Source organism: Kribbella sp. NPDC003557, from assembly GCF_040610805.1.
In the GTDB taxonomy this organism is placed as follows: Bacteria; Actinomycetota; Actinomycetes; order Propionibacteriales; family Kribbellaceae; genus Kribbella.
Genome location: NZ_JBEXMY010000009.1, coordinates 50,093 through 72,831 on the forward strand (window position 1 = coordinate 50,093; position 22,739 = coordinate 72,831).

General features: G+C 68.4%; 29 protein-coding genes and 1 tRNA gene. 9 read left to right on the forward strand and 21 right to left on the reverse strand.

Annotated elements, in window-relative coordinates; genetic code table 11:
• The first annotated feature begins 102 nt into the window (after positions 1-102).
• Positions 103-645, forward strand: a complete 543-nt coding sequence (locus ABZW60_RS33810; RefSeq protein ID WP_355483870.1) for a hypothetical protein — start codon at positions 103-105, stop codon at positions 643-645.
• An 11-nt stretch (positions 646-656) separates the two neighbouring features.
• On the opposite strand, the gene ABZW60_RS33815 is transcribed toward ABZW60_RS33810, so the two are convergent.
• Entirely contained in the window at positions 657-1,601 is a 945-nt protein-coding gene (locus tag ABZW60_RS33815; protein WP_355483871.1) for an aminoglycoside phosphotransferase family protein, read from the reverse strand.
• A 673-nt stretch (positions 1,602-2,274) separates the two neighbouring features.
• Here ABZW60_RS33815 and ABZW60_RS33820 point away from each other — a divergent pair.
• Together ABZW60_RS33820 and ABZW60_RS33825 are read left to right on the forward strand one after the other, a co-directional pair.
• A complete protein-coding gene (locus ABZW60_RS33820) occupies positions 2,275-2,739 on the forward strand; it encodes a DUF4395 domain-containing protein (protein WP_355483873.1) in 465 nt (154 codons plus the stop codon).
• A 450-nt stretch (positions 2,740-3,189) separates the two neighbouring features.
• Positions 3,190-3,777, forward strand: a complete 588-nt coding sequence (locus ABZW60_RS33825; RefSeq protein WP_355483875.1) for a GNAT family N-acetyltransferase — start codon at positions 3,190-3,192, stop codon at positions 3,775-3,777.
• Between the two features lie 230 nt (positions 3,778-4,007).
• Here the strand turns inward: ABZW60_RS33825 and ABZW60_RS33830 are convergent, their stop codons facing one another.
• From ABZW60_RS33830 to ABZW60_RS33850, 5 genes are all read right to left on the reverse strand, one after another.
• Entirely contained in the window at positions 4,008-4,250 is a 243-nt protein-coding gene (locus ABZW60_RS33830) for a DUF1272 domain-containing protein (RefSeq protein WP_355483877.1), read from the reverse strand.
• Positions 4,251-4,503: 253 nt separating this feature from the next.
• Positions 4,504-5,244: a hypothetical protein gene (locus ABZW60_RS33835; RefSeq protein ID WP_355483879.1), complete on the reverse strand. Its 741-nt coding sequence runs from the start codon at positions 5,242-5,244 to the stop codon at positions 4,504-4,506.
• Positions 5,245-5,476: 232 nt separating this feature from the next.
• Positions 5,477-5,809, reverse strand: coding sequence for a metalloregulator ArsR/SmtB family transcription factor (locus ABZW60_RS33840; RefSeq protein ID WP_355483881.1), 333 nt, complete (start codon positions 5,807-5,809; stop codon positions 5,477-5,479).
• Positions 5,806-6,279: an SRPBCC domain-containing protein gene (locus ABZW60_RS33845; RefSeq protein ID WP_355483882.1), complete on the reverse strand. Its 474-nt coding sequence runs from the start codon at positions 6,277-6,279 to the stop codon at positions 5,806-5,808. Before ABZW60_RS33845 ends, ABZW60_RS33840 begins: the two co-directional genes overlap by 4 nt.
• A 26-nt stretch (positions 6,280-6,305) precedes the next feature.
• Positions 6,306-7,502 (reverse strand): MFS transporter, encoded by a 1,197-nt coding sequence (locus tag ABZW60_RS33850; protein WP_355483884.1) that lies wholly within the window; start codon positions 7,500-7,502, stop codon positions 6,306-6,308.
• Between the two features lie 337 nt (positions 7,503-7,839).
• Between ABZW60_RS33850 and ABZW60_RS33855 the strand changes: the two genes are divergently transcribed.
• Positions 7,840-8,745 carry an aminoglycoside phosphotransferase family protein gene (locus ABZW60_RS33855; protein WP_355483886.1) on the forward strand — a complete coding sequence of 302 codons (906 nt, stop codon included), beginning with the start codon at positions 7,840-7,842 and terminating at the stop codon, positions 8,743-8,745.
• A 196-nt stretch (positions 8,746-8,941) separates the two neighbouring features.
• Here ABZW60_RS33855 and ABZW60_RS33860 read toward each other — a convergent pair whose 3' ends face one another.
• Positions 8,942-9,667, reverse strand: a complete 726-nt coding sequence (locus ABZW60_RS33860; RefSeq protein WP_355483888.1) for a peptidase E — start codon at positions 9,665-9,667, stop codon at positions 8,942-8,944.
• Positions 9,668-10,208: 541 nt separating this feature from the next.
• Between ABZW60_RS33860 and ABZW60_RS33865 the strand changes: the two genes are divergently transcribed.
• On the forward strand, positions 10,209-11,048 hold the full coding sequence (locus ABZW60_RS33865) for a nucleotidyltransferase domain-containing protein (RefSeq protein ID WP_355483890.1): 840 nt from the start codon (positions 10,209-10,211) through the stop codon (positions 11,046-11,048).
• A 47-nt stretch (positions 11,049-11,095) separates the two neighbouring features.
• Positions 11,096-11,335: a hypothetical protein gene (locus ABZW60_RS33870; RefSeq protein WP_355483892.1), complete on the forward strand. Its 240-nt coding sequence runs from the start codon at positions 11,096-11,098 to the stop codon at positions 11,333-11,335.
• Positions 11,336-11,352: 17 nt separating this feature from the next.
• Here the strand turns inward: ABZW60_RS33870 and ABZW60_RS33875 are convergent.
• From ABZW60_RS33875 to ABZW60_RS33900, 6 genes are all read right to left on the reverse strand, one after another.
• Positions 11,353-11,425 (reverse strand) — tRNA-Ala (locus ABZW60_RS33875).
• A 709-nt stretch (positions 11,426-12,134) separates the two neighbouring features.
• Entirely contained in the window at positions 12,135-12,779 is a 645-nt protein-coding gene (locus ABZW60_RS33880; protein ID WP_355483893.1) for a histidine phosphatase family protein, read from the reverse strand.
• Entirely contained in the window at positions 12,776-13,156 is a 381-nt protein-coding gene (rsfS, locus tag ABZW60_RS33885; RefSeq protein ID WP_355483895.1) for a ribosome silencing factor, read from the reverse strand. The genes ABZW60_RS33880 and rsfS overlap by 4 nt, the downstream gene beginning before the upstream one ends.
• Positions 13,157-13,164: 8 nt before the next feature.
• Positions 13,165-13,776 (reverse strand): nicotinate-nucleotide adenylyltransferase, encoded by a 612-nt coding sequence (nadD, locus tag ABZW60_RS33890; RefSeq protein ID WP_355484256.1) that lies wholly within the window; start codon positions 13,774-13,776, stop codon positions 13,165-13,167.
• 14 nt (positions 13,777-13,790) lie between these two features.
• The gene (locus ABZW60_RS33895; RefSeq protein ID WP_355483897.1) at positions 13,791-13,949 is read right to left on the reverse strand and encodes a hypothetical protein; all 159 of its coding nucleotides are present in this window, start codon (positions 13,947-13,949) and stop codon (positions 13,791-13,793) included.
• An 87-nt stretch (positions 13,950-14,036) separates the two neighbouring features.
• Positions 14,037-14,165, reverse strand: a complete 129-nt coding sequence (locus tag ABZW60_RS33900; protein ID WP_355483899.1) for a hypothetical protein — start codon at positions 14,163-14,165, stop codon at positions 14,037-14,039.
• 144 nt (positions 14,166-14,309) lie between these two features.
• Between ABZW60_RS33900 and ABZW60_RS33905 the strand changes: the two genes are divergently transcribed.
• Positions 14,310-14,759, forward strand: coding sequence for an Lrp/AsnC family transcriptional regulator (locus ABZW60_RS33905; protein WP_355483901.1), 450 nt, complete (start codon positions 14,310-14,312; stop codon positions 14,757-14,759).
• 72 nt (positions 14,760-14,831) lie between these two features.
• On the opposite strand, the gene ABZW60_RS33910 is transcribed toward ABZW60_RS33905, so the two are convergent.
• The gene (locus tag ABZW60_RS33910) at positions 14,832-15,719 is read right to left on the reverse strand and encodes an alpha/beta hydrolase (protein WP_355483903.1); all 888 of its coding nucleotides are present in this window, start codon (positions 15,717-15,719) and stop codon (positions 14,832-14,834) included.
• 65 nt (positions 15,720-15,784) lie between these two features.
• Between ABZW60_RS33910 and ABZW60_RS33915 the strand changes: the two genes are divergently transcribed.
• Complete coding sequence (locus ABZW60_RS33915; RefSeq protein WP_355483905.1) at positions 15,785-16,363, forward strand: PadR family transcriptional regulator; 579 nt, start codon at positions 15,785-15,787, stop codon at positions 16,361-16,363.
• Here the strand turns inward: ABZW60_RS33915 and ABZW60_RS33920 are convergent, their stop codons facing one another.
• From ABZW60_RS33920 to ABZW60_RS33930, 3 genes are read right to left on the reverse strand one after another with little or no spacing between them, the layout of a single operon-like run.
• On the reverse strand, positions 16,364-17,644 hold the full coding sequence (locus ABZW60_RS33920; protein WP_355483907.1) for a glutamate-5-semialdehyde dehydrogenase: 1,281 nt from the start codon (positions 17,642-17,644) through the stop codon (positions 16,364-16,366). It abuts the gene before it with no gap.
• Positions 17,645-17,691: 47 nt separating this feature from the next.
• Positions 17,692-18,177, reverse strand: coding sequence for an HXXEE domain-containing protein (locus ABZW60_RS33925; protein ID WP_355483909.1), 486 nt, complete (start codon positions 18,175-18,177; stop codon positions 17,692-17,694).
• On the reverse strand, positions 18,174-18,596 hold the full coding sequence (locus ABZW60_RS33930; RefSeq protein WP_355483911.1) for a spore germination protein GerW family protein: 423 nt from the start codon (positions 18,594-18,596) through the stop codon (positions 18,174-18,176). The genes ABZW60_RS33925 and ABZW60_RS33930 overlap by 4 nt, the downstream gene beginning before the upstream one ends.
• A 155-nt stretch (positions 18,597-18,751) precedes the next feature.
• Here ABZW60_RS33930 and ABZW60_RS33935 point away from each other — a divergent pair, with 155 nt between their 5' ends.
• The gene (locus ABZW60_RS33935; protein WP_355483913.1) at positions 18,752-19,186 is read left to right on the forward strand and encodes a hypothetical protein; all 435 of its coding nucleotides are present in this window, start codon (positions 18,752-18,754) and stop codon (positions 19,184-19,186) included.
• Here the strand turns inward: ABZW60_RS33935 and proB are convergent.
• The 4 genes from proB to rplU all read right to left on the reverse strand — a co-directional run bounded on the left by proB (position 19,183) and on the right by rplU (position 22,604).
• The gene (gene proB / locus ABZW60_RS33940) at positions 19,183-20,295 is read right to left on the reverse strand and encodes a glutamate 5-kinase (protein ID WP_355483915.1); all 1,113 of its coding nucleotides are present in this window, start codon (positions 20,293-20,295) and stop codon (positions 19,183-19,185) included. The genes ABZW60_RS33935 and proB overlap by 4 nt on opposite strands.
• 4 nt (positions 20,296-20,299) lie before the next feature.
• Positions 20,300-21,883 (reverse strand): GTPase ObgE, encoded by a 1,584-nt coding sequence (obgE, locus tag ABZW60_RS33945; protein WP_355483917.1) that lies wholly within the window; start codon positions 21,881-21,883, stop codon positions 20,300-20,302.
• Between the two features lie 130 nt (positions 21,884-22,013).
• Complete coding sequence (rpmA, locus tag ABZW60_RS33950; RefSeq protein WP_132152713.1) at positions 22,014-22,274, reverse strand: 50S ribosomal protein L27; 261 nt, start codon at positions 22,272-22,274, stop codon at positions 22,014-22,016.
• Positions 22,275-22,286: 12 nt separating this feature from the next.
• Positions 22,287-22,604 (reverse strand): 50S ribosomal protein L21, encoded by a 318-nt coding sequence (rplU, locus tag ABZW60_RS33955; protein ID WP_355484258.1) that lies wholly within the window; start codon positions 22,602-22,604, stop codon positions 22,287-22,289.
• Positions 22,605-22,739: the final 135 nt, after the last annotated feature.

Here is a 22,739-nt window from a genome sequence, read left to right on the forward strand (position 1 = left end):
AGCCCGGCACCTCAACACCAGAAGGCTGAGCAGCTTGCCTCTGTGGCAACAACGACAGAAAACCAGTGGTGCAGGTGTGAGCGTGCGGTCACGCTGGATGACATGCAGCTCACCTTGCAGCATGATCCGCGCGGTGAGAGTCTCACGCTGATCCGGCGGACGGACGGCGCAGTGTTCACGCTCTCGTCGTACTCACGGAAGTGGCGCGTACCGCACGATCTCTCGCACGCGGTGACCGAACGCGAGCTCGGTATCGCCGACGGGATCTTCGGTGTGATCGCGGCTGGTGCGGTCTTCTCCACCATGACCCAGATCGAGGGCAAGAAGCGCCATGACGCCAAGATCCGCAGCGCCCGCATCCTGAAGGCCGCTCAGGGCGTCGGTATCAGTGAGGCGATCGCGGCCGTCATCCACCAAGCCGTCGAGAAGCGCCGGCCGACGCCGTACGCCGACGTTCGCGAAAGCTGGGGCGTCATCTCCCAAGAGCCCTGCCCTTACCTCGACGAAGACATTCATCGCGCTACGACGACTCTGCGTGAACTGGGCGACCAGTGGAGTGCGAGCCCGGAACCCCTGGAGTTCCCGTGGCCGGCCAGGCTCTGCGCCGCCGACCCCAAGAGCACGCGCCGCCGGGCCGGCTCATAGCGAACCCGCAGTTATCCGAGGCGCTGTAGCGCTGTCTCGACGGCGATCTCGACCCGGGCAGTCATGCCGGTTACATCGACGGGACGGCGGCCAGCGACCTGACCACGGATCCACTTCGACCCGCTGCTGTCATAGTGCAGCAAGGTGTACAGGTCCCACCACGGATCGAGAGTCACCCCGGCGATCGATTCGTAGAGCGACCGAAGCTGCTCCGACCACTCAGGCGAGTAGAGCGCCGCCAGGTATCGCCGACAGTGCCCGACGTCGATCGCGCGCGAGCCCCGATAGATGGAGTTCCAGTCGGTCAGTCCAGTGATCCTCCCGCGCGACCACAGCATGTTGACCGGTAGGAGATCGCAGTGCAGAAAGACGGCGGTGTCCTTCGGCGGTTGCGCCGCCATGACGTCGAACGCTGCCTTCCACACAGCCGGCTTGTGTGCGTCGACCGGCACCCGAAACCCGTCTCGAGGAGCGATCCAGGAATCCGTCCAAGGTCTGAACGCCTTCGCGGGGAGATCGAGGGAATGCAGGTGTACGGCGAGCTCCGCGATCCTCGTCAGCCACGCCCGAGGCTCCGCGGGATTGAGGTGCACATGCCCCGGCAACCTTGTCATCAGCAACGATGGCGCGCCGCCGGTCGAAGCACCGGCAACATCCGTAGCGAGGACGCGAGGAACCGGGAGCCCGCTTCCCGCCACCACACCGAGGTTGGCGATCTCCTTCTCCAGGGGCGCCTCCAGGCCGAGCCCGCCCGGGTACTGCCGCAGTACGACGAACGTTCGCACTCCCCGTCGCTCGACAGTCAGCCGATGCACGGCGGAGCAGACGCCACCGGTCATTCGCCGATAACCGACGACACGACTGCCCCGCCCCATCGCCGCCGCAACCCAGGCAAGAGCCTCCACGGAGGGCCGCCGCTGCCTGAACCCGCCATCCCTCCAGTCACCGTCGGTCATGACCTCGAGCCGATTCGTCAGAAACCTGCATCGACACGGGTTTTCCAGCCCACCAAGCCGGCAACCCGACCGCTGCACGGCCCACCGGCTGGAACCTCTGCTCGGGAGCAGGGTCGACCTGATCACCTGAATGGCCAACCCGAGGCGGCGGACGCGGACCCGTCGCAGTCGCAAGCGCATCCGCGGCGGACGCGGGAAGCAAAAGCCGCCGCCACACTCCCGCCCCGCGGCGGACGCGGCAAAGAAGCCGCCGCCGCCACACCCACATCCCGCGACGGACCCCGGAAAGAAGAAGCCGCCGCCACACACCCACACCCCACGGCAGACACGGCAAAGGAGCCGCCGCCGTCGCACGCGCGTCCGTGGCGGACGCGGAACAAGCCGTCGCAGTCGCGACGCGCATCCGTGGCGGAGGCGGAAGAAGCGGTCGCAGTCGGCGCGCGCGTCCGTGGTGGACGCAGAAGAAGCCGTACCAGCAGAGCTGGCACTGGCTGGTCCGCCGGTGCGGGTGAATGCCAGGCCCCGTTGAGCGTCTTCCTCGCCGGTCGGTTCGCGGGTGAGCGGTCGCACGCGTGTGCTCGTGGCTCAAACGCTGGTCCGGACGGATGCAGGCCTGGCCCGAGTACCATGACCTGCATCGGACCAGTTGGCTTTCCGCTGTCTGGAGAACCACATGCGTCGTACCAATATCGGCGCGTGCCCGCTGCGCGCCCAGGTCGATCCGCGCCTCGTACGATTCAGCGCCGGGGCCACAGCAAGCGTGCTCGCCGTCGTACTGCTCATCGTCGAGGTAGCTCGACCACTAAGCCTCGGTCTACTCGCCTCCCAGGTCGCCGTGTTCGCGTTCACCGCGTTCGTGAGCTTCCACTGGTCGTTGTGGGCACAGATCTTCGCCCGCGTCATCTGGCCCCAGATCAGCGCGCCCACCAACTTGCAGGACGCCCGCCCACCGAGATTCGCCCAATTCATAGGCTTCGTGCTCACCGCCCTGGCACTGATCACCTTCATCCTCGGCCTCGATCCCGCCGGCTACAGCCTCACCGCTCTCACCCTCGCGATAGCAGCTCTCGACGCATCCACCGGCCTATGCCTGGGCTGCAAGGCCTACAACCTGATCCATCGCCCAAAGCCGGCCTGAGTTTGGCTGACCATGTCAGCACGCTCGTGACGGAGAAGGTGTATCGGCACCAGTCACGGCCAGCGATCCCAACCGCGGCGAAGACGATGGACGTGATCTTCCCGGATCTACAGCTAACGGAGACGTAGCCCCCCGCTATGCCTCCGGGTCATGCAAGGCGACCGGTCGCCCACTCGGGACATTGGCCTCTGACCCTTCGGTGGAGCTTAGGAGACTCGAGCCTCTTCGATTCCATTCATCACAGCCTCTGGACGGTCATCGCTGCTCGCTCGGCAACCGACCCCAACACGCACGTGGCGATGAGGCGAGCGGACCCCGATCTACGACCCACTGGCGTGTCCGATGCTTGCGCCCCGATCGGGAAACCAGCTCACACCCCAGGACCCGCGACGCAACAAGCCATGGGCTAACGGACGCAGAACGTCCGGAATCGGCGGTACGTTGTCAAGCATGTCCGACTTCACGATCAAGGCGCTCACGCCGGAGACGTTCGACGACTTCGCCGCTCTCGTCGAGCGGAACAAGGGCATGTTCGCCAGCTGCTGGTGCACGCATTTCCATCCCGACTGCGCCGAGAAGGGCCAAAGCGCAGAAGGAAACCGAGCACTCAAGCAACGTCTGGTGGCCGACGAGATCGCGCACGCGGCGCTGGTCTACGACGGCGACCGAGCCGTCGCCTGGGCGGAGTACGGATCACCCGAGGAGCTGCCCAACATCCAGCACCGCAAGGAGTACCTCGCCACCGCCGAGCGACTGCCCGACTACCGGGTCACCTGCATCCTGGTCGAGCGCGGCCTTCGCGGCCAGGGCCTGGCTGCGATCGCCCTGCGAGGGGCCGTCGAACTCATCGCGCAGGACGGCGGCGGCCTGGTCGAGGGCTATCCGCACGACACCGGCGGGGTCCGGAAGAAGAACTCCTCGTTCCTCTACAACGGCACTCGCACGATCTACGAACGCGAGGGCTTCACCTACGACCGGCCCAAGGGCCTGGGCAACTGCGTGATGGTACGCGAGGTGGCCCCGAGCACGCGCGGCTGACCAGTCCGGCACTCGACGCGCAGAGGTCACTGCTCGGCCGGATCCGCGCGTACCACAACGGCTCGCTCGCTCCGCGCGGTCCTGACCGGAGATGACGCGCGCACTTTCTCGGCCAAGCAGGCGTCAGCCCGTCTGCCGCGGTCAGCTGAGCGCGGCGCCGTCCGCGAGCAACGCGCGGCTCTGCTGGACCGTCGACGCGCTGGGTCAGACCCACTGACTGCGGCCGGCCATCACCTCTTGTGGAGACCCGGTCGATGCACTCGCTGCGAAGACGCCGGATGCTGGCCGAGATGAACAACAGCACGCGTCGGCCGAGAAGTGAGTTCACCACCACAATTCGGGCACCGCCGGTCGAGGCAGTGCTCGACACACTCCGCGCACCAGGTGCACTCGAAGCTACATATCAACGCCGACGTCGAGTCCGGCGGAAGATCGACGTCACAGCACTCGCACGAAGGCTTCATCAGCAGCATGAACACAGTCTCACCCCGATCCGCATGCGTCGCTGCAGCGCACGCAGCCGCGATCCGTGCGTTCGATCGGCTCGGATCACCCGGCAGATGACTGTTGCGAATCGCCCGCCGCTGCGGCCGGTGTTCCGAACTGAAGCGGCGATGAACGAGATCTCCCCGGACGTACAGCTCACGGATCCTTGGCCTCCCGTTTCCCCTCCCGGATCATGCACAAAGCCGGTCTCCCCCAGGGGAAACCGTGCCTGTCAGATTGTCAGGCGGGGGTGATCGACGGGCGAAGATGGAGCAGTCCCTCGGGCAGACTGTCGGCCCATTCGGCCAGTTCGGGTGTGACCCGGAACAGTTGGGTCCTGATGAATGGCTGGGCGTGAGCGTCCGAGCTGGTGCCGGACGATTCCAGGCGCCACTCCCACCACTTGGCCCGCAGTACGTCGCGGACCTCGTCGAGTTGAGCGCGGGTGAACCGGCTGGGCACCAGGCAGAGCTGATCTGGCAGGTACTTGGACAGCTGCCGGGTCGCAGTCTCGACGTCGGTGGCGGCGATGACGAGGACTTCCTGGTCGGCGGAGGGACGGAAGACCACCGCGTGGACGATCACCTCGGACGATCTCAGGTCGCCGAAATCCGGGTCCCAGGGCAGCACGTCGCGCCGCCAGCCACCGGGTGGGGGCGGGCAGGGTGGGTTCGTCCGGGCCGCACTCGGCTCCTGGGCGGGAGCTTCCGACGACTGCTCCTCGACCTCGATACTCTCGTCGCGCCATATCCCGACCACCGAGAGATAGCCCGGGCCGCGGTTCGCTGCCCAGTCGGTCGGGACCGCCTCGGCGTCGGTCCAGATCAGCCGGACCGACCGAGCAGACTTCCAGCCCGCCGGCTTGGAGATCGGGGTCTGGATGCGCGCCAGGTCCAGCCATTCACCGTCCGGACGGGCGACGTACCGACCCCAGGTCCGGACTCGATCCCCGGCCGCGAACACCAGATCCCTGACAGCCATGAACCCATCGTCCCTCTCTCGTGCGGCATGGGCTCGGCACGACCCGCAGCCGCTAAGCATCGCGGGCTTGATGTACACACAAGCCTTTGACTCGACCGCGGCGGTCGTATCGCGCGCTCGGGTGTGCGCTTCTTCTCGGGTGCGCAGTTCAGCCAGTAGCGCTTCGAAGAGGGGCCGGCCGGTGATGGTGGGTTCGGGTGCGTTCTCGATAGTCCTCCTGGTGGTCGTTGCATCAGATGTTCTCGGCGATGTGCTTGATCGCGGCGAGGCGGCGGTCCCATTCGGTGCCGATGGCGTCGAGGCGGCGGGCCGTGGCGCTGAGTCGTGCGCCGATGACCCGGTACTGCACCTCGCGCCCGGCTTGCACGGTCTCCACGAGACCGACCTCGTGCAGTACCGCGAGATGTTTTGCGATGGCTTGCCGGGTGACGGGCAGGCGCCGGGCGAGGGCGGATGCCGAGGCGTCGCCCTCGCCGAGGGCGGTGAGGATGCTCCAACGGGTCTCTTCACCGAGCGCGTTGCACATGGCGACCACGGATCCGTCCAGCAGTGCCCGGCCGCTCATGCGTTGCGCTCGAGCAGGGCGACGAGCTTGTCGAGTTCCCCGTCCCAGCCGCCACGGTGATCGGCCATGACCTGTGCCGGATCGCTGGTGTGCTCGAAGCCCGTCTCGACGACGGTGAGTTGCGTGCCGCTGGGGGTCGCTTCGAGGGTGAAGGTGAAGACCGTCGAGCGCTGCTCGTCGACCGTCTCCGGGAGCGGGCCTTCCTCGTTGCACCAGCGGTAGGAGACCTGCGACTGCGGCTCGAAGGTCTCGACCCGGATCGGTACCCGGCGCTCGCCCGGCCAACCGATCGTGCCGAGAGCGCTGGCACCTGTACCGGTGAGGGTGATTTGGCCGAACCACTGCGAGATCAGCGCGGGCTCGGTGACAGTTCGCCAGACCTTGTCCAGCGGGGCTTGGATGTGGATCGTACGGCGCACGCTGTAGGTGTCAGCGTCGATGACGGCCTGGGGGTTGCGGGTGCTCTCCATGAGTGTGTCCTCTTATTTGTCGGTGGTCATTGGACGGTGACAGGCTCGGTTTCGTGGGGCAGGGCCGATTCGGTCCGCGGCCGGCGTGCGGGCCGCAGAGAGCGGCTGGCGATCGCCGCGGCAATGGACACGGCGGCGAGGATCACGGCTGTGAGGATCGCCGCTGGGATACCGCCGATGTCGATCGCCTGCCCTCCGCTGAAGGCGCCGACGGCGTCGCCAAGGTTCCCGGCGGAGGCGGGCAGAGAGGCTGCGAGGATCACGCCCGGGCCGGCGAGGTGTTCGACGCGGTGCTGCCAGGGGCTCGTGATACCTGCACTGGTCATGGCGAGAACGAGCAGCGCGATCACGGCGACGACCAGGTTCGTTCCCCACAACATCATCGCGATGAGCGATGCGGCTACGCCGATCGCGCCGAGTATCAGGGCGCGTGCGGCTCCGGCATCAGCAAACCTACCGCCGGCGAACGACCCGACCGCGGCGGCGATCCCGAAGCCCATCAGGCACGCCCCGATCCAAGGCCCCGAGACCCCGGCGACGCCGTCCAGGAAGGGAACGAGGTACGTCTGCGCAGCCGAGACGCCCGCGAACAGAAGGACGCCGACGGCGAGCACCGCCAGCACGGGTGGGGCGAACGCGAACCGCAGTTGGCCCAGCATCCCGACCTCGCTCTCGGCCGGCACACGAGGCACCACGAGCAAGGCGATCACGAGAACGATGGCGGCTGTCAGCACGATGGCGAGGAACGACACGCGCCAGCCGACGGCTTCGCCGAGCAGCCGGCCCAGCGGCATCCCCACCGCACCGGAGACAGCGAACCCGGAGATCACCACCGCCATCGCCCGGCCGACTCGCTCCCGCGGCACGATCGAGGTCGCCGTCGTGATGGCAGCGGCGATGAACAGCCCCTCCGCCGCACCGATCACGACCCGGACCGCGATGAAAGTCTCCAGGCCGGCACCGAGGGCGGGCAGCAGGTTCAGCCCGGTGAACACGGCGAGCGCGACCAGCAGCACCGGCCGCCGGGCGAGTCGGGCGGTCAGGAACGTCAGCAGCGGCCCACCGATCGCGATCCCGAGCGCATTCGCAGACACCAGCGCACCCACTGCCGAGAGCGGTACCGCCAGGTCCGCGGCCATCAGATCGAGCATTCCCCCCACGAGCATCTCGGCGCACCCCATCACGAACGTTCCGGCGAACAACACACCCAGGGCGATCGCCACGCGCGAACGACCTGCACCGGGACGTCTCCGTTGATCGGGCATCAGAACCTCCAAGAACATGCAACCCTGTGGTTGCAGTCAAGCCTGCCGCATTTCCTCGAAAATTGCAACCAAGCGGTTGCACTACCGACCTGACCGCTGGACGTACACCCTTGAGCAGACAGTCAAGAATTGGTTGCCTACGGCCTGCACTCGGAAGGAGGGATCGGCCCCATTGAGCTCCGCAGAGCGACGGTCTCCGAGGAGCTCAGCATGATCGCCATCGCGGAGATCCACCGCCCTGCAGGATCTCGATACTCGGTTGACGGCAGACAGGGCCGATCGATCGTATGGCTTTGTGAGTCCCCGCAAGATCTACGCCGACCAGGCCGCCATCGACACCTCGCTCGTCCGCGAACTGGTCGCCGCGCAGTTCCCGCAGTGGGCCGCGTTGCCGCTGGAGCCGGTCGACTCCGGTGGATTGGTGAACGCGATCTACCGCCTCGGTTCTGACCTGTCCGTACGGCTGCCGCTCCGGCCCTCGACGGCCGACATAATGCAACGGGAGCAGGCGAAACTCGCGGCGCTCGCGCCGTTGTTGCCGGTGGTCATCCCTTCCGTCGAGGCGATCGGCTCGCCCACCGAGGCGTTCCCCGGCGAGTGGTCCGTCCACCGCTGGCTCGCCGGTACGCACCCCTCTCCCGACGCGCTGGTTGATCCGCGTGGGCTGGCGATGGAGCTCGCGGCGTTCGTCGACGCGTTCCGGCGGATCGACCTGCCGGACCGGCCGCCGGTGTATCCGGGCGAGCGCCGCACACGCGCTCCGATGGTCTCGCTGGACTCCTCGACGCGGGAGGCGATCGGCGAACTGGATGGCCTGATCGACACTCGCGCAGCGCTGGCGTCGTGGGAGAAGTCGCTCGCGGTGCCGTACGACGGGCGCGAGGTCTGGGTGCACTCGGACCTGACGCCGAGCAACTTGCTCGTGTCGTCGGAGGGCCGGCTGACCGCGGTACTCGACTTCGAGACGTGCGGTGTCGGCGATCCGGCGTGCGACTTGTTCCCCGTCTGGTACCTACTGCCCACGACCGTCCACGACGAGTTCCGCGCCGCGCTGGACATGGACGACGCAACGTGGCTCCGCGGACGCGGCCGCGTGCTGTCCCAGGCCGTGACGGTGTTGCGACACCTCAAGGACACCAACCCAACACTCGCGAACTCCGCGCGGCATGCCATCAGAAGCGTGCTCGCAACTCCTCGCTGAGCTGGCCCATACGAAAGGCCGGTCCTCCGAACGGAGAACCGGCCTCTGACCTGCGGTGGAGCTTAGGGGATTCGAACCCCTGACCTTTTCCATGCATGGATTTCTGGCCCGCCAGCGGCACCCTGAAGCCTTGAAGGCTGGCTCGATCCGCCGCAAGCGATCGCGGTTGCCTCCCAGATAGCCTCCCGCGCGGCGGTCACCGGGGGGCCGAGGTCGCGCCCAGGTACCTGGCCGGCAAGCGCTCCTCGGATGCCCCGGTGTCACCCCGGAGGACTGTGTAGGCGCCGGCGCCGGGACGCGAGCTGACGACGTTCGCCAGGTGGCCATTGGTGAAGTGCAACGCGACGCCGTCCTCGGCGGCATAGCCGGCCGGGAAGCCGGACTGGACCAGGTTGAGGAAGGTGTCACGCCGCAGAGCCTCGCCGTCGTAGTGCGGGCAGGCGCTGCCGGGAAGCAACCCGAGGCCGTCGGCCAGCGGACCGCAGCCGTTCGTGTCGAACGAGTCCGTCACCGATGCCTCGAACCAGCAGTTCATCCCAGCGCTGATCCCGGCCATGACCACACCTGCCCGGTACGCCTTCTCCAGCGCCGAGTCGAGTCCGTGCAGACGCCAGACGGCGAGCAGATTTGCGGTGTTGCCACCGCCGACGTACACGATGTCCTGATCCAGGACGAAGGCGTCCAGGTCGGCCACCGAGCGCTTGAACAGCGACAGCACTGTCGCTTCCGCACGATCCGGGCCGAATGCTGCCAGGAAGCGGTCGATGTACCCCTCGGAGTCGCCACTGGCGGTCGGAACGAAACAGACCCGGGGTTTGCGGTCCGTCGGCACCAGCGAGAGCAGGTAGTCGTCCAGCAGAGGGTTGTCCGGCTCCATCGAGAAGCCGCCGCCGCCCAGTGCGAGAATCTGAGAATCGACCATCGAGCTTCCAATCAGGTTTCTGTGCGGTGAGCAGGCGACAAGCTCACCGAGACTTGGCCTCCGCCTGCAGTCAGTCCCCCACCCGCGCCCCGGTCGCGACTCCCCATCACTGCCACATCCGCGGCACCGCCATCCTCGGCGAACATAGGGCCAAAACGAGTCCCCGCCTCAGCAACGCAGCCTCCCGAGTCATGCAAGAGGCCGGTTTCCCGCGTCGGGAAACCGGCCTCTGACCTGCGGTCGAGGTCAGGGGATTCGAACCCCTGACCTCTTCCATGCCATGGGCGGGGGTCGCATTGATGATCCACGCTTGGCGACGCTCATTCCCTTATCTACAGGGCGTTTTCGCCATCCTGGTTGCCGCGAGTTGGACCCGCTTCAAGACCGTTGGTACGTGTGGTTCGCTCCCAAAATCCTCCCACAGCAGCAGGCGGAGATGGAGCAACCGACGCCGTCCGCACAGTCGAAGTCACATGCAAGTTCCTACTTCGCGTGGGGTCTCCACCGGGAGTCTGCATGTTTGGGAGCATCATTGACGGTCATGACGGACAACACTCGCGGCGATTCACAAAGCAACAGTGCGGTGAACCCTGGGCAGGAAGGTCTGATCGAACGGGCAAAACACGTTCTTAGCCAAGACGATCGGGTGATGGGCCTGTGGTTGGTCGGTAGCCATGGCAGGGGCACTGCCGATCAGTTCAGCGATGTCGATCTGTGGGTCGTCGTCACTCCGGATGGTGCCGAGAGCTTCTGCGACGACTGGCCGAAGACTTCGGACGAGATCACTGCGACGGTATTCCAACGGGCGATCGGCGGGCGGATCTTCAATCAGATCACGCCGGACTGGCTTCGCTTCGACGTATCGGTGAGCACCCCGGATGCGATCGGCAGCCGCAGCCGGTCGACCGCCAAGCCGCTATACGACCCGAACGGATTGAGTGCCGATCTTGGCGAGCCAGGCGCGCCGAAGCAGCCGGACCCGAGCCGCGTCGAGTCGATTAGCCGGGAGTTCCTACGGGCGCTCGGGCTGTTGCCGGTCGTCGTCGGGCGTGAGGAGTTCGCAGTGGGCGAGTCGGGCGCCAGCCTGTTGCGGGACATGTTGATCGATTTGATGCTCGAGGACGTCGCAGCCGAGGATAGAGGCGGCGCGCTTCATCTCAATCGTCTGCTACCGGCTGACCGTCAGCAGATCCTGACCGATCTCCCGGCCCTCCAAGCCACGCGCGAATCGGTGATCGCCGCCCACGTCGCCTGCGCCACCGTCTTTCTACCGCTGGCTCGCGCCCTACACGCCAGATGCTCCCTGACGTGGCCCCAGGACCTTGAGGCTGCAGCCCGCAAACACCTGGTCACAACCCTGTCGGTCGACCTACCCACCTAGCCGTCGAACGGCAGGCCAGTGGAGGGTTCGCCGACCAGCTGCCCGAGATGGAGCGTCAGATCTCGGAGGTACTGGAAGAGCGCTTCCTGACCTCGGTACTCGCCCTGGATGATGACGAGCGGGCCAAGCTGCTCACCTGGGTGCCGGTGCTCAAGGACGCCATCGAGAAGGCCCAGGACGAGGCCGAGGCACTGGCGGCCAAGCTGGTGGGAGGCGAGCGCTTCTCCCAAATCTCTCCCACTGGGGCCTCTAACGAAAACAGGTCAGGGGGCGAAAGTGCCTCCTGACCTGCAATCTCTTGCGGTGGAGCTTAGGGGATTCGAACCCCTGACCTCTTCCATGCCATGGAAGCGCGCTACCAACTGCGCCAAAGCCCCGCGGTGTCTTGCGACTCCGAAAGCTTAGCGGATGAGGGCCTGCAAAGAAAAATCGGTTCCCTCGTGGGGCTGGTGAGGTACGCGACACCCCTTCCGAGGCACGCTGACGGGCCTGCCTTCACCGCCGAGTCGCGGGCCTACGGTATGTGGGAGCGCTGCCAAGGTGGCAGATGAGCTTGCCTCCACAGCCGCCCATGCGTCACCCGTGCGCTGCTGGACAGGGGCGTCGATCCGGTCCAGCCACGCACGGCGGAGCAGTCCGGCAGGAGACAGGCCCGACTGCCGGCGAAGCCGGTCAAAGAGACAGCCACCGCGAAGCGGTGTCCTTCCGCGCTCCCCCACATCACAGGCCGTACGCCGGGGCGCGCTCGCCGCAGGACCGGATGCGCCGCTGCCGGAGGCGGCCAACGAGGCAGCCGCCGCGAAGCGGTGTCCTTTCCATGCGTCGTCACAGGACACCAGCTCGTACGCCGGGGCATTCGCCCGCGAGACAGCCATGCGCGCCGCCGGAGGCGGCCAATAGGCAGTCGCCGCGAAGCGGTGTCCTTTCGGCGCTCCCTCACATCACAGGCCGTACGCCGGGGCGCTCGCCGCCGGACCGGATGCGCCGCCGCCGGACGCGGCCAAAGAGGCAGTCGCCGCGAAGCGGTGTCCTTTCGCGGGTGTCCGATGAGCGGTGTCCGTTCGGCGGTGCCCCGCCGTACCAGGTCTAGCGCTGGGGGTCGTCGCTCATGACTGGCTCGGGGAGGGAGCCGGCGTTCCATTCTTCGATTCGCCAGCCGGAGCGGCCGGGGAGGAGGGAGACCCAGTTGCAGTTGGAGAGGCCTCCGAAGGCGGGCCAGTTCGCCTGCGGGATGCCGAGGAACAGGCAGATGCCGACGCGGGCGGCCAGGCCGTGGGTGGCGACGACGATGGTGTCCTCGGACGTGCCTTCCAACGAGATCCGGGTGAGGGCCTCGGAGAAGCGCGCGGCGACCTCTTCGACGGTTTCGCCGTTGGAGCCGCGGCGCTGGGGTTCGCCGCTGCGGATCCGGGCGGCGGCCTCGGGGTTGATCGCGGCGAGCTCGGACATGGTGAGGCCGGCCCAGTCGTCGACGTCGATCTCGCGGAGCGCCTCGTCGTACTCGATCTTCAGGCCGGTCAGCGCGGCGAGCTCACCGGCGGTGGACGCGGCGCGCTGGAGGTCGCTGGCGAAGAGCCGGGTGGGGGCCAGCGAGGCCAGCCGGGCGGCCGCGGCACGGGCCTGGGATTGCCCGACAGAGTCGAGCGGGATGTCGGCCTGCCCCTGGATCTTGTCCTGCAGATTCCACTCGGTCCGGCCGTGCCGCCAGACGATCAGTCGCCCTGCGCTCATTCAGAGGCGCCAGGAACGGGCGACGGCAGCGGGATGGCCGGGCAGTCGCGCCACAGGCGCTCCAGGGAGTAGAACGAGCGCTCCTCGTCGTGCTGGACGTGGATGACGATCTCGAGGTAGTCGAGCAGCACCCAGCGGCCTTCGCGGGCGCCTTCGCGGCGGACCGGCTTGGCGTCGAAGTCGACGCGCAGCTTCTCCTCGATCGCGTCCACGATCGCGCGGACCTGGCGGTCGTTGGAGGCGGACGCGACCAGGAAGGCGTCGGTGATGGCGAGCTGCTCGGAGACGTCGAAGGCGAGGACGTTCTCGGCCTTCTTGTCGTGCGCCGCTTCCGCGGCCGCGGTCAGCAGCTCGATGGCGCGTTCACTGGCAGGCATAAAACGTCCTAACGGTTGGTGTAGAGCTCACGCTTGGCGATGTACTGGACGATGCCGTCGGGCACCAGGTACCAGGTCGGGTTGCCCTTGGCGACCCGGGCGCGGCACTCGGTCGACGAGATCGCCAGCGCCGGCACCTCGAGCAGCGTGATCCGGTCCATCGGCAGCTGGTCGAGCGGCAGTTCGAGTCCTTCGGTACCGGGCCGCGTACAGCCCACGAACTGGGCCAGCTTGAACATCTCGTCGACGTCCCGCCAGGTGAGGATCTGGGCGAGCGCGTCGGCACCGGTGATGAAGAACAGCTCCGCGTCCGGGTACAGCCTGGACAGATCGCGCAGGGTGTCGATCGTGTACGTCGGCCCCGGCCGGTCGATGTCCACGCGGCTGACCGAGAACCGCGGGTTCGACGCGGTCGCGATGACGGTCATCAGGTACCGGTCCTCGGCCGGGGAGACCTTCCGGTCCGACTTCTGCCACGGCTGGCCGGTCGGGACGAAGACCACCTCGTCGAGGTCGAAGTACGACTGAACCTCGCTGGCCGCGACCAGGTGCCCGTGATGGATCGGGTCGAAGGTGCCGCCCATCACGCCGATGCGTCGTACCCGCTCCACCGCCGCCATGCCCATCGCGCCGCTCAGCTGTGCGGCCGGCCCTTGCCCATGATGACGGTGACGAGCAGCAGCAGGACGAGCACGAACAGCGCGAACCCGCCGAACCACCACTTCGAGATGTGCGAGGCCTCGACCGCGGCCTCTTCGACCGCCGCGATCTGCGGCACCAAGTACGTGAGCATGAGGCAGAGCCTATCTCGTGACCGGCGAGACGACAGCGACCGGTGGCCCCGGACTCTCGCCCAGGCGCACCGGTCGCGATAGGAAGGTCAGCGGTGGCGGGTGGTGCGGGTCAGCAGCCGGCGCCAGTTGGACGGCGCGGCGTGCGCGCGGCGGGCCTGCGCGGCGACGCGGTGCATCTCGTCGATACGGGCACGGGCAACATCGGGGGTGATCATGATTCCTTCACTGGGTTGGTACGGCGGGACCGGGGCGAACTGGCCTCGATACCTCAAATTGTACGGTAAGAGCTACGCTCTCACAAACGAATTAAAGGCACAGGACATTCCTTGCCTTAGAATCTGCGGTGAACGGGAGGCGTCATGGACGCGATCGACCGACAGCTGATCGAGGCGCTCCGGCTGAACGGCCGGTCCAGCTGGGCCGAGCTCGGCCGGGAGGTCGGACTGTCCGGCCCGAGTGTCCAGGAGCGGGTACGGCGCCTCGAGGAGCGCGGCGTCCTGCTCGGGTACCGCGCGGTGGTCGCCCCGGAGCAGGTCGGCCTCGGCACGAGTGCGCTGATCGGGCTGTTCCAGCGCGACGACGTCGAGACCGACGACGTCGTGGAGCAGGTCCGCGAGATCCCCGCGGTCGAGGACTGCTGGTTCGTCGCCGGCGACCAGGAGCTGGTGGTCAAGGTGCGGGTCGCCGACGTGACCCAACTGGAGGCGGTCGTCGGATCGCTGCGCCGCGTGAACGGCGTGGTCAGGACGCGGACGACGGTCGTGCTGTCGACCCGCTGGGAGGGACGTCCCGCTCCCCTGCCCGAGTGAGCAGCGGTACGGCGCCCGCGGCGACGATGCGGAGCACCCCCCAGGCGTGGAGCAGCCCCCGGGCGTGGGCACTCACGGCCGGCTGAAGAACGACTTCACCTCGGCGGCGATGCGCCGTACCGCTTCGGGCTTGCCGTTCGGGTTGACGCCGCCGGGATCCGAGGACGAGCCGTGGTCGTAGCCGTCGAACTCGATGCGCCGGCAGTGCGGCAGCACCTTCTCCAGCGTCGCACGGCCGGGCTCGAGGCCGGGCAGGCCTTTACTGCCACCAAGGAGCAGGACCTCGGCGTCGACCGTACGGAACGCGTCGAAAGTGCCGGCCAGCTCGGCGACGATCGCGCCCTCGGCGTGGATCGTCGGAGCCAGTTGGCGCATCGTGATCGCACCGGCGGCGGCCCCACGCTCTTCCTTCGCCATCATCTTCTCGGTCATCCAGCGGAGCAGGCCGCGCGGCATCACCTTGAGGAACGGCGGCGCCATCCCGAACCCGAACATGCTCGTCACCATCGCCCCGGCGAGGTCGCCGCGCGCGATCTCCCGGTCGAACCGCGCCAGCCACTCGCGGTGCGGCGCGCCGTCGGCGACGATCGCGGGCTCGTAGAGCGCGACCTGTTTCAGGGACGGGAGGGTACGTGCCGCCTCCAGGACCACCGCTCCCCCGGCACTGACGCCGAACGCGCGCTCCGCCCCGGCCGCGTCGAGGACGGCTTGGAGGTCCTCGATCTCGGTACGGACGCCGTGGTCCGGCCGATGCGGGCCTGAGAGTCCGCGGCCCCGGCGATCCGGTAGGTACACGGTGAACTCGTCGGCCAGCGCCTCCGCGAACAAGGTGTGACTGCGAGCCGACTCCATGCTGCCGTGCAGGACGACGACGGCCGGTCCCTGGCCCGTCTTGTAGTAGCCGATCTCGGTGCCGTCGCGGGAGGTGACGACGCTCTGGGTCAGTTCTGCTGATCTCATGAATCGATAGTTACATGCACTCTAGTTGCATTGCAACTAGTTTCGGTGACCTCTAAAGTAGGAGCGTGACTTTTCGACGCTCGCCGCTCGCGCTCGCGATCCTCGGTCTGCTGGAGAACGGGCCGCTGCATCCGTACGGGATCCAGCGGCTGCTGAAGCAGTGGGGCAAGGACCAGGTGGTCAACGTCGGCCAGCGGACCAGCCTGTACCGGATGATCGGGCGCCTGGAGGAAGCCGGCCTGATCACGGTCGGCGCGACGGAGCGCGACGAGCGGTACCCCGAGCGGACGGTCTACCACCTCACCGACGCGGGCCGCGCGATCTGCCGGGAATGGCTGGCGGAAATCCTCACCACGCCGCGCAACGAGTTCCCCGAGTTCCCGGCGGGCCTCTCGTTCGTGATGCTGCTACCGCCCGAGACGGCCGGCGAGCTCCTCGCCCAGCGCCGCGAGCGCCTGACCAAGCGCATCGCCGACCTCCAACTGGAGCTCGGCTCCGAAGTCGACGGCCACCCGGTCCCCCGCTTCGCGTTACTGGAGACGGAGTACCAGGTCGCGGTCACGGCCGCCGAAGCCGAGTGGATCGACGGCGTGCTCGGCGACCTGCGGACAGGCGCCCTGACCTGGACGCCCGGCCCGGTCTGATCAGGTGCGGATCTGGCCTTCGCCGGTGACGACGTACTTGGTGGAGGTCATCTCCGGCAGGCCCATGGGGCCGCGAGCGTGGAGTTTCTGGGTGGAGATGCCGATCTCGGCGCCGAAGCCGAACTCGCCGCCGTCGGTGAAGCGGGTGCTCGCGTTGACAACGACGGCGGCCGAGTCGACCGCGGTGGTGAAGCGGCGGGCGGCCGCCAGTGAGCGGGTGATGATGGCGTCGGTGTGACCCGAGCTGTACCGGCGGATGTGCTGTACGGCGTCCTCGAGGGAGTCGACGACGGCGGCGGACAGGTCGAGCGAGTTGTACTCGGTCCCGAAGTCGTCCTCGGTGGCCGGTACGACGACCGCTGCGTCCCCGGCCCCGGCGGAGGCCGGCATGTTCTTGCCTGCGGCAACTACAGCGGGGTCACCGTGGACGGTGACACCAGCCGCGGCGAGCGCCGGGAGGGCGCGGGCCAGGAAGTCCTCGGCAACGGCCGCGTGGACCAGGAGCGACTCGGCGGCGTTGCAGACGCTCGGGCGCTGGGTCTTCGAGTTCAGCAGGATCTCCAGACCGAGGTCGAGATCCGCGTCCGCGTCGATGTACACGTGGCAGTTGCCGACGCCGGTCTCGATCACCGGCACGGACGACTCGCTCACGACGGTCTGGATCAGCCCGGCGCCGCCGCGCGGGATCAGCACGTCGACCAGCCCGCGTGCCTGCATGAGCTCCTTCACCGCGGCCCGATCCGTCGGCACGCCCTGCACGACGTCGGCCGGCAACCCCGCCGACCCGGCAGCGTCCCGCAGTACGGCGATGATCGCCTCGTTGGAGGCGGCCGCGGACGACGAACCGCGCAGCAGCACCGCGTTGCCGGACTTCAGGCAGATCCCCGCGGCGTCGGCCGTCACGTTCGGCCGCGCCTCGTAGATGATGCCGACGACGCCGAACGGCACCCGCACCTGCCGGAGCTCGAGTCCGTTGGGCAGCGTGTACCCGCGGACGACCACGCCGATCGGGTCCGCCAGCCCCGCGAGCTGCTCGAGCCCGGCGGCCATCGCGTCGACCCGCGCCGGGTTGAGCGCCAGCCGGTCCACGGTGGACTCCGGCGTACCGGCATCCCGCGCCGCAGCGACGTCGACAGCGTTCGCCGCGACGATCGCGTCCGTGTTCTCCCGCAGCGCCGCCGCCATCGCGTGCAACGCCGCGTCCTTGGTCGCCCGGGACGCCTCCGCCAGCGCGTACGACGCCACGCGCGCCCGCCGCGCCAGCTCGATGATCTCGCTCACCCCTTCATCGTATGGCCCCACGCCCGCGCCCGTGGACACGGATCTCATCAGCCGGAGGCACGGCGTCGGCGGAGGCGTGGCAGGCGGGCGATCGTGTGCGCCACCGGGACGACCGCAGCGAGGGCGAGGTTGAGGCGGCGGTCGGACGGTGCGATCGGTACGCCGTCCGCCCGCAGCCGCCGCCAGGCCCACGCGCTGAACGGGATCACGACCAGCGGCGTCGTGATCAGGCCGGGTGTGTAGCGCCGGAGCACGGCCGACTGCGCGATATGCGTACCGGCGTGCAGGCCGAAGCCCAGCAGCGATGCCTGGAAGAACTTGCTGCGTCCGCCCGTGGCCGCGCCCGCGGCGGAGGCGGCCGCCATCGCGACGCCGGTCAGTCCGATCGCGGTGGCCGCCTCCGTACGCGACATCGGCAGGATCCTCGTCAGCGGCGCCGGGAGATCCTGCTGCTGCGAGAACGACGGCATCGTCGCCAGTTCCTCGAGATCGTGGACGATCCAGGCCGCGAGCAGACCCCAGGCGAGCTTCACTCCGTCATCGTAGGTTCCGGGACCGGAGCTTCCTCCTGGGGACGCCGGCGCTGGCGGTCGCGGAAGATCTTGAACAGGGTGCGCAGCGTCAGCAGGGCGACGATGCCCACGATCTGGCCGCCGAGGATGACCTTGGTGACGTCCACGGCCGGCGACCAGGTGACCTTCTCACCGTCGATGACGTAGACGCCGACCGGCCGCGCGGTCAGGCCGAGCCCGCCGCCGGACCCCTCGGCTCCGCGACCGTTGGCGTCGTCGCCCCGGCCGCCGCCCCCGCCGCCGGCGATCTTCGCGACCGGCAGCACCGTGAGGCCGTTGTGGCTCACCGGCGTACCGAAAACCGTCCCGGCCCTGACACTGTCCACCACTCCGCGCAGCACTTCGTAAACGTCCGGCTGCGTCTTGTCCGGCTTTCCCATGTCCGTCGGCCTCCCCTGGTCTGACTCACATGTCGCCCCAAGCCTCGGCGCGACGACGTACGCCTGTCCAGGGCAGACGGTCCTGGCAGAACGGGACCTCTGGGACGCGACAACCGCCGAGGTTGCGGCGAGGCTCAGACCGAGGAGGTGCGAGCATGCTCAAGCAGACGGAACGCGGCCCCTCACGGGCGACGCGGCGGACCGGCTACGTGTTCGCCGTCGTGTTCAACGCTGTCGCGCTCTACGCCATCCAGGTCTGGCCCGGCTGGCAGGAGGTCCCGTTCCTGACCTCGGAGACCGAGCAGGTCCTCGGCTGGGTCAGCGCGACGCTGATCGCGGGTCTCGCGGTGAACGTCGTGTACCTGCTGACGGATCCGCGATGGCTGAAATCGCTGGGTGACCTGACCGTCACCGGCATCGGACTGGTCGCGATCATCCGGGTCTGGCAGGTCTTCCCGTTCGACTTCGGGGACCCGTGGGTGCCGACCACCCGGATCCTGCTGGCGATCGGGTTCTTCGGGTCGATCGCCGCCATGATCGTCCAGCTCGTCGTCCTGGTGGCAGACGGGAGCCGGGCGCGCCGCCGTTAGAGCAGGACCAAGTCGTCGCGGTGCACGACCTCGCGCTCGTACGCCGCCCCGAGTTCGCGCGCCAGGTCCCGCGTGGAGCGTCCCAGCAGGTCGGGCAGCTCGGACGCGTCGTAGTTGACCAGCCCGCGCGCGACGACGACACCTGACGGCGAGACCAGATCGACGGGGTCACCGGCCGAGAACGTCCCTTCGACCGCGGAGATGCCGGCCGGCAGCAGCGACGCGCGGCGATGCGTCAGGGCACGCACCGCACCCTCGTCGAGGTGCAGGATGCCCTGGCCGGACGTCGCGTGGGCGAGCCACAGCAGGCGTGTCTTGCGGCGCCGGCCGGTGGGGTGGAAGAGCGTGCCGACGGGCTCGCCGCGGAGCGCCTGGCCGACCTGCGCCGCGGAGGTGAGAACCACCGGGATCCCTGCCTCCGTGGCGATCGCGGCCGCCTCGACCTTCGTCTGCATGCCGCCCGTGCCGACCCCTGACGAGCCGGTCTTCCCGAGCGCGAGCGGCTCCAGGTCGGCGGCGCCGCGGATCTCGGTGACCATCGACGTACCGGGCTTGCGGGGATCACCGTCGTACAGGCCGTCGACATCGGACAGCAGGAGCAGCAGGTCCGCGTGCACCAGGTGACTGGTCAGCGCCGCGAGCCGGTCGTTGTCGCCGAAGCGGATCTCCGTGGTCGCGACCGTGTCGTTCTCGTTCACGATCGGGACGACGCCGAGCTCGAGCAGCCGGGCGAACGTGCGGTACGCGTTGCGGTAGTGCGATCGCCGGGTCACGTCGTCGACGGTCAGCAGCACCTGCCCGACCCGCAGCCCGTGCGCCGCGAACGCGTCGCTGTAGCGGGCCATCAGCAGCCCCTGGCCGACCGAAGCCGCGGCCTGCTGCGTCGCCAGGTCACGCGGCCGGGACCGCAACCCCATCGGGGCCAGCCCGGCGGCAATCGCGCCGGACGAGACGAGCACGACCTCGGTACCCTCCACCCGACGCGCCGCGATGGCGTCGACGAGCAGCCGAAGCCGTTCCAGGTCGATCTTGCCGCGCTGGGTCAGCGACGACGAGCCGACCTTCACGACGATTCGCGTGGCGTTCAGCGCCTCCGCGCGTTGCTTCATGAAATCAACCGTTCTGGTCGAGATCCTCCGCCGCGGCCAGCTCGCGCGCCTCCTTGCGCGCCTGCTTCGCCGCGGCCTCTGCCGCTCGTTTCGCCTCGGCCGGAGACAGGTCGACCTCGTCGGTGTCCCAGTTCGCGCCGTACTGCGACCAGTCCTCGGACCGCTCGCCCTCGCGGAACGCGTGGTACTCCGTGTCCTTCGCCCGCCGCCGCTGCGCCGCCGGACGCGCCTCCTCCAGCCGGTGGTCCTCACCGCGCCGGGCGAGGATCTCCGCCCCGGCCTGGATGTCGGGTGCGAAGTCGAACACGATCGCGTTCGGCCCGTCCCCGATCACCACGGCGTCGCCCGGGTTCGCACCGAGCCTGAGCAGCTCCTCCTCGACGCCGAGCCGGTTCAGCCGGTCGGCGAGGTAGCCGGTCGCCTCCGCGTTGGCGAAGTCGGTCTGCTTCACCCAGCGCTCGGGCTTCTGGCCCTGCACCAGCCAGCCGCCGTCGTCCGGCAGCTTCTTCACCTTGAACTCGGGCCCGCCCTGCACCTGCGGCCGGATCACGATCCGCGTGGTGTCGGGCTTGTCCTGCTCCGCGCGCCGGGCGAGGACGATCTCGGCCATCGCGAACTTCAGCGCCTCCAGGCCCTCGTGCGAAGCGGTCGAGATCGGGAACACCCGGTACCCGCGCTGCTCCAGCTCGGCCCGCACCATGTCGGCGATCTCGCGGGCGTCCGGTACGTCGATCTTGTTCAGGGCAACGAGTCGCGGCCGGTCCTCGAGCCCGCCGTGTGCGGTCAGCTCGGCCTCGATCGTGTCCAGGTCGCTCAGCGGGTCGCGGCCCGGCTCGTACGTCGCGCAGTCGATGACGTGGACCAGCGCGGCGCACCGCTCCACGTGCCGCAGGAAGTCGTGCCCGAGTCCACGGCCCTCGCTCGCGCCCTCGATCAGACCGGGGACGTCGGCGACGGTGAACGTGGTGTCACCGGCAACGACCACGCCGAGGTTCGGGATCAGGGTGGTGAACGGGTAGTCGGCGATCTTCGGCCGGGCGCGGCTGATCGAGGCGATCAGCGACGACTTGCCGGCACTCGGGAAGCCGACCAGGCCGACATCCGCGACGACCTTCAGCTCCAGGACGAGGGTACGCTCCTCGCCGTCCTCGCCGAGCAGCGCGAAACCGGGCGCCTTGCGGGAACTGCTCGCCAGCGCCGCGTTGCCCAGACCGCCCCTGCCGCCCTGCGCCGCGACGAACTCCGCGCCCGGTCCGACGAGGTCGGCCAGGACGTCGCCGTCCGCCGTACTGATGACGGTGCCGTCCGGGACGCCGAGCACCACGTCGCCGCCGTTGCTGCCGGCCTGGTTGTCACCCTTGCCCTGGGCACCGTTCGTGGCGGTGCGGTGGCTGGAGCGGTGGTAGTCGACGAGCGTGGTGACGTCCGGGTCGACGCGCAGGATCACGCTGCCGCCGTCACCGCCGTTGCCGCCGTCGGGGCCGCCGAGCGGCTTGAACTTCTCCCGGTGCACCGAGGCGCAGCCGTTCCCGCCGCGGCCCGCGGTGACGTGCACCGTGACGCGGTCGACGAAGCTGGGGATTGCCATCGGTGTTCTCTACTTCCTGGAGGAGCCAAGTGCTGCAGACAGCCAAGTACTACATAGACAGCAAAAGGGCGGGTCCGCGGTATTCCGCGACCCGCCCTTTCGACAGAGCTTCGTGAACCGGGTGGCGGTGTTACTCCGCCGGGGCCGGGACGATGTTGACGACGCGGCGACCGCGCCGGGTGCCGAACTCCACGGTGCCCTCGGCCAGCGCGAACAGCGTGTCGTCGCCGCCACGGCCGACCAGGTTGCCCGGGTGGAAGTGCGTGCCGCGCTGGCGGACGATGATCTCGCCGGCGTTGACCAGCTGACCGCCGTACCGCTTCACGCCGAGGCGCTGGGCGTTGGAGTCACGACCGTTGCGGGTCGAGGCCGCTCCCTTTTTGTGTGCCATGTCGAGATCAGCTCACTTCTTCTTCGAGTCGATCGCGGTGACCTTGACCTGGGTGTAGTGCTGACGGTGCCCCTGGCGCTTGCGGTAACCGGTCTTGTTCTTGTACTTGAGGATGTTGATCTTCGGGCCCTTGGTGCGGCCGAGAACCTCAGCCGACACGGCCACGTTGGCCAGCGCCGCAGCGTCGGCCGTCACGGTGTCGCCATCGACGACGAGGACCGCCGGCAGCGACACGGTGTCGCCCACCTTGTCGGTCAGGCTGTCGATCTCGATGACATCGCCGACGGCGACCTTCTGCTGGGTGCCGCCACTGCGCACGATCGCGTACACCGTGGATCTCACTCTCTGCTGGATCGGAAAACTTACGGGTGTGATGGCGTGAGGTCGTCGCGAGGACGAGATCCTCACACACACTTTCACACCGACACGAGTAGGGTGCGCCGAGCGCACCCGCTCAACTTTACA